At 43.0% G+C, this 1,013-nt stretch carries 1 protein-coding gene; it reads right to left on the bottom strand.

Translation table 11 applies throughout. The annotated features are described in order from the left end of the window. Positions 1–1,010 (bottom strand): dTDP-glucose 4,6-dehydratase (gene rfbB, locus R2S08_RS28815; RefSeq protein WP_316838352.1); only part of this gene is annotated, 1,010 nt, incomplete at its 3' end. Positions 1,011–1,013 lie beyond the last annotated feature (3 nt).

Raw genomic sequence — 1,013 nt, 5'->3', positions numbered from 1 at the left:
CCAGAAGTCACATCAGATAACCACTCTTCATTTTCCAGGTACCATTCTACCGTTTTTTCCAAACCTTCTTCAAACTGCAAGCTCGGCACCCAGCCCAGCACTTGCTGCAGCTTGGTCGAATCTATTGCGTAACGCAGGTCATGTCCGGCACGGTCGGTTACAAACGTAATCAACCCGGCAGACTCCCCTTCGGCACGGCCCAGCTTCTTATCCATGATCTTGCAAAGCAAATGGATCAGGTCAATATTTTTCCATTCGTTATGACCACCGATATTATAGGTTTCTCCCGTTTTGGCTTCATGAAAGATCACATCAATAGCACGGGCATGATCTTCTACCCATAGCCAGTCCCTCACATTTTCGCCTTTGCCATATACCGGAACAGCTTTGCTGTTTTTGATATTGTTGATGGCCAGAGGAATTAATTTCTCCGGGAAATGGTGAGAACCATAATTATTGGAACAGTTAGAGATCACCACATCTAAACCATAGGTATCGTGATAAGCACGAACAAAATGATCGGAAGAAGCTTTCGATGCTGAATATGGACTATGAGGATCATATGCAGTGGTTTCAGTGAACATTCCCTGCTCTCCTAAAGCTCCATAAACCTCGTCTGTAGACACATGATAAAAACGTTTGCTATTATAATCACCTTTCCAGAATTCCCTCGCTGCATTTAACAGGTTCACTGTGCCGATCACGTTGGTCATTACAAATGCCGTCGGATCTACAATAGAACGGTCAACATGAGATTCTGCTGCCAGATGGATCACTGCATCAAAATTCTCTCTTTTAAACAGCTCATTCATTGCCGATGCATCAGTGATGTCGCCTTTAACAAATTTATAGTTTGAACTTTCTTCTATATCACGCAGATTCGCCAGATTTCCTGCATAGGTCAGCTTGTCCAGGTTTACAATTTCATAATCCGGATAATTGGTCACAAATCTTCTCACTACATGTGATCCGATAAAACCTGCCCCGCCGGTAATTAAAATCTTCTTCATTTT

The sequence above is a fragment of the Pedobacter nutrimenti genome, from assembly GCF_032678445.1.
GTDB classification, from domain to species: Bacteria; Bacteroidota; Bacteroidia; order Sphingobacteriales; family Sphingobacteriaceae; genus Pedobacter; species Pedobacter nutrimenti_A.
The sequence above is the reverse complement of the archived record's forward strand: the minus strand, read 5'-3'. Positions and strand labels throughout refer to the sequence as shown.